Origin of the sequence: Wolbachia endosymbiont of Drosophila incompta (assembly GCF_001758565.1) — a bacterium.
GTDB lineage: Bacteria > Pseudomonadota > Alphaproteobacteria > Rickettsiales > Anaplasmataceae > Wolbachia > Wolbachia pipientis.
In genome coordinates, this window is record NZ_CP011148.1 from 864773 (window position 1) to 868156 (window position 3384).

Below are 3384 nucleotides of genomic sequence, written 5' to 3' on the forward strand. Positions count from 1 at the left end.
ATAATAAAGATAATCATAGAGCAAAAGTGAGGTAATGTGGTAAACCTTTGAGAACTTTGCAAAAATTTACAGCAAAAAATAGAAAAACTGAAAGCAGAGATAGAAAACTTAAAAGCAGAAAATAAAGCTTTAAAGATAGAGAACGCTGAATTAAAGGAAAGGCTCGGTTTAAATTCAAAAAACTCATCCCTGCCCAGCTCAAAAGAGCTATACAAAATAAAAAAGGACAAGCCAAAAAGCGAAAGGAATGTTGGCGATCAGGTTGGGCATAAAGGAAATTTTCATGCCACAATGGAAGCGGATAAAGTAGTAAAAATAGAGTTGCCTAATATTTGCGAATGCGGAGGAGAGCTTGTAATATGCGAAAAACCTTATGTTCACCAAAAAGTTGATCTTCCGGAAATTAGGCCTTATGTAGTAATTGGAACATGGTCGTTGTTGGAGATGCAGAAAAAGAAAAAGTAGCAAGTTACCAGAAGGTGTTACGCCAGATACATTTGGTCCAAGGGTTAAGTCTATAATTGCAGCACTCAGCGAATTTTACAAAAACTCAAAGCGTGAAGTGGCTAGTATCATAAATGACATTTTTAATTTGAACATAAGTGTTGGCAGCATATCAAATCTTACTATTACCCACAAATATGAGGTTCGTGAGCAAGTCGCCATCCTTCTGCTAAATCAAAGAGACGTTTATATCCTTTCCAAAGAGTAATTGGTCCTGGTTTTGGGTCATTTTTTCTTGCTAAATGGCCTCCAAGTTCATGAAACAGCTTCTTTTATGTTGGGAACTACACTTGGACATGGTTTTCTGTGTATTTTAACGTATAAAACTTTCCATTCTTCTTCAGCTAATAAGGTAGTACATGGTAATGTTGGGTTAGCTCTTGCAATTGATGTAATAAAGAAGATCCTCCAAGCAATAATACTCATAACTGTTAGATATCTCATTAGTCTTTCTGCTATTCCAAGCCTACATTCTTCAACTTTGAGACCGGATTTAAAATTTTATGTAATATCTCTATTTTCCATCTAAGGCAATTGTAAGTTAAAAACGTGATATAAAAGAGATAAGAGAGAAAGATAACCCTGCTCACTAGGAATAGCGGGCGTGCGCGACCGAAAGGAAATTGGTATTACAACCGTTGGTATCAAGGTACGCTAGCCCTATCTCTCGATACGTTTGAATAGTTGCTTGGGACATATATATGCACCCGTTTACAATCTTAAATTAACTAAAACTATCGAGGTTTATTATGGTTACATCTTATCAAAATTTTATTGGCATTGACATCGGAAAATTTAAAAATATCGTTGCAATTCACAAACAGAAGAATGCTGTCGAATTTGATAATAATGCTTCTGGTTGGCAACAATTATTTCAAGAGTTTTCAGATATTCTACCTAATGCTTTAGTGACTTTAGAAAATACAGGGAAATATGAGCTTGGCTTATCACATTTTCTTACCGACAAAAATATTGCCGTGCATCGAGCTAATACTCGTAAAGTAAAAAGCTTTATTTTATCTCACGGAACTTTAGCAAAGTCTAGATGCAAGAGCTCTTGCTCAATATGGATTTGAACGCCATAGAACTATCTCTCTATTTGTACCTACCTCTACAGAACAATCAACTTTGGCTGCACTTTGTCAACGTCGTGATGATATTACGCAAATGAGAACTCAAGAAAAATGCAGACTTGAAGCACCGGAAAATGATCATATAAAAGAAAGCTGTCAAAAGACCATTGAGTTTTTCGATAGTCAAATAAACGAACTCAATGATACTATACAAAAGATTATTGATGAAAGCCGCGAATTACAACAACGCCAAAAAATTCTTAAAACAGTTCCTGGAAAAGTTATCACAAGATTTTTTGTGTTTAATGCCAGAGCTTGGTTACTTAAATAGAAAAGAAGTAGCAAGTCTTGCCGGAGTTGCACCGCATCCAAAAGAAAGTGGTAAAGCTGTTGGTTACCGAAGGATTACAGGTGGTAGAAGTAACGTTCGTTCAAAGCTCTTTACAGCCGCTATGGCTGCTACAAGGTCAAAATCTATACTTGGCGCCTTTTATTCTAAGCTTGTTGAAAGTGGTAAGAAGAAGATGGTGGCTATAACAGCCCTAATGCGTAAAATTATAGTAATTGCTAATACAAGACTTAAAGAAGCAATTAATTTGCATACTTAAAAATCTTCACAACGGTAACTGAAATTGGCTAATGAATATGTGCGTCCACACAGACTTAAAGCACATATTCATTAGCTTAAGCAGAAATTGCTGTGGTAGCTGTTTGATATAAAATTCTATTTCTATGACAAACGGGTTTTTATTGCCCATATAATTTGCAAAATTACACAAATAAAAAAATTTTTAAAAAACATAGTTGATACCAACTAATTTTTTCAACAGCTTCATCGAAAGTATTAACTGAAAGATTCGTTAATAGCATCCATTCTAGCGGTTTTTTTTAAGGGAAGGGGAGTTTTCTCAACAACATAAACTGCATAAAGTGGTAATTTAGGTAGTTCTTCCGTCTTATGCCTAATATTATTCTTAGATGGATTCATCATAAACTTTCCAAATCTAACTTCCAAACGTGCTGTTCTTTTTGGCTTATTATCTTTTACAGGAACTTCAACTTCTACCGTACCTGCACAATGAGAGGATTTAATAAATGCCCATAACTTCTGCTCACCTTTTTCAGGATATCGAGATTTTCTATTTACTGCTCTATCTCTGCATGCTCTAACTAGCACTGCCGAATTAAGATTATGTGCAAGCTCAAAAAAGTCATATATATCTGCTTCTCTATCGCATACAGTTATAGTCTCAGTTTGAGTTGGATCAATAATATTATTTGTTTTTCTTAAAGTTTCCAACCACTTTACGCTTTCTTTATCTTCAATGCGATCGCTCTTTTTTTTAAGGTTCTCAGTTTCTTCAGGTCTTGAATAAACTTTTTGATCTAGTATCCCTAGTACCAAACCTTCTATACTAACGGCAAGAGCTGTATGCATTATAATACCTTTTGCAGTATCATAACTGGACAAATTTGCTAATCCGCTTGTTTTTTTATGGTTATTATATACAATGTAACTGGTATCTTGAATGACAAGAACCCTCTTGTGAGCTTTTGTTCTCTCAACCGTCTTATTAATATGTGTAGCTAAAATATCACTTTCTTTTACATTCTCATTTTGAAAAAAACGTTATGCTGTTTTTGCTTCTGACCAACTTTCACATGCTTGATTAATCTAACTTTCAGGTAATTTTGTCAAACATATCAGCAATCTTTACTAATCGCTCAGTTAACCTTTTATCTCCAAATTCATTTTTAGCCCATTCACTACTTATACTTGCCATTTTACACCCTCAATATTTGCAAA

Annotated in this window: 4 pseudogenes; 2 read left to right on the forward strand and 2 right to left on the reverse strand. The window is 34.6% G+C overall.

Going from position 1 to position 3384, the window contains the following annotated elements:
* Nucleotides 1–78: 78 nt before the first annotated feature.
* Nucleotides 79–622: pseudogene (locus WG67_RS06320) on the forward strand (DUF6444 domain-containing protein); the annotation flags it as partial.
* Nucleotides 623–629: 7 nt separating this feature from the next.
* On the opposite strand, the pseudogene WG67_RS06755 reads toward WG67_RS06320, so the two are convergent.
* Nucleotides 630–1037: pseudogene (locus WG67_RS06755) on the reverse strand (IS4 family transposase); the annotation flags it as partial.
* Between the two features lie 216 nt (nucleotides 1038–1253).
* On the opposite strand from WG67_RS06755, the pseudogene WG67_RS03855 reads away from it, so the two are divergent.
* Nucleotides 1254–2185 (forward strand): annotated as a pseudogene (locus tag WG67_RS03855) (IS110 family RNA-guided transposase).
* 193 nt (nucleotides 2186–2378) lie between these two features.
* On the opposite strand, the pseudogene WG67_RS06325 reads toward WG67_RS03855, so the two are convergent.
* A pseudogene (locus WG67_RS06325) lies at nucleotides 2379–3361 on the reverse strand (IS4 family transposase); the annotation flags it as partial.
* Nucleotides 3362–3384 lie beyond the last annotated feature (23 nt).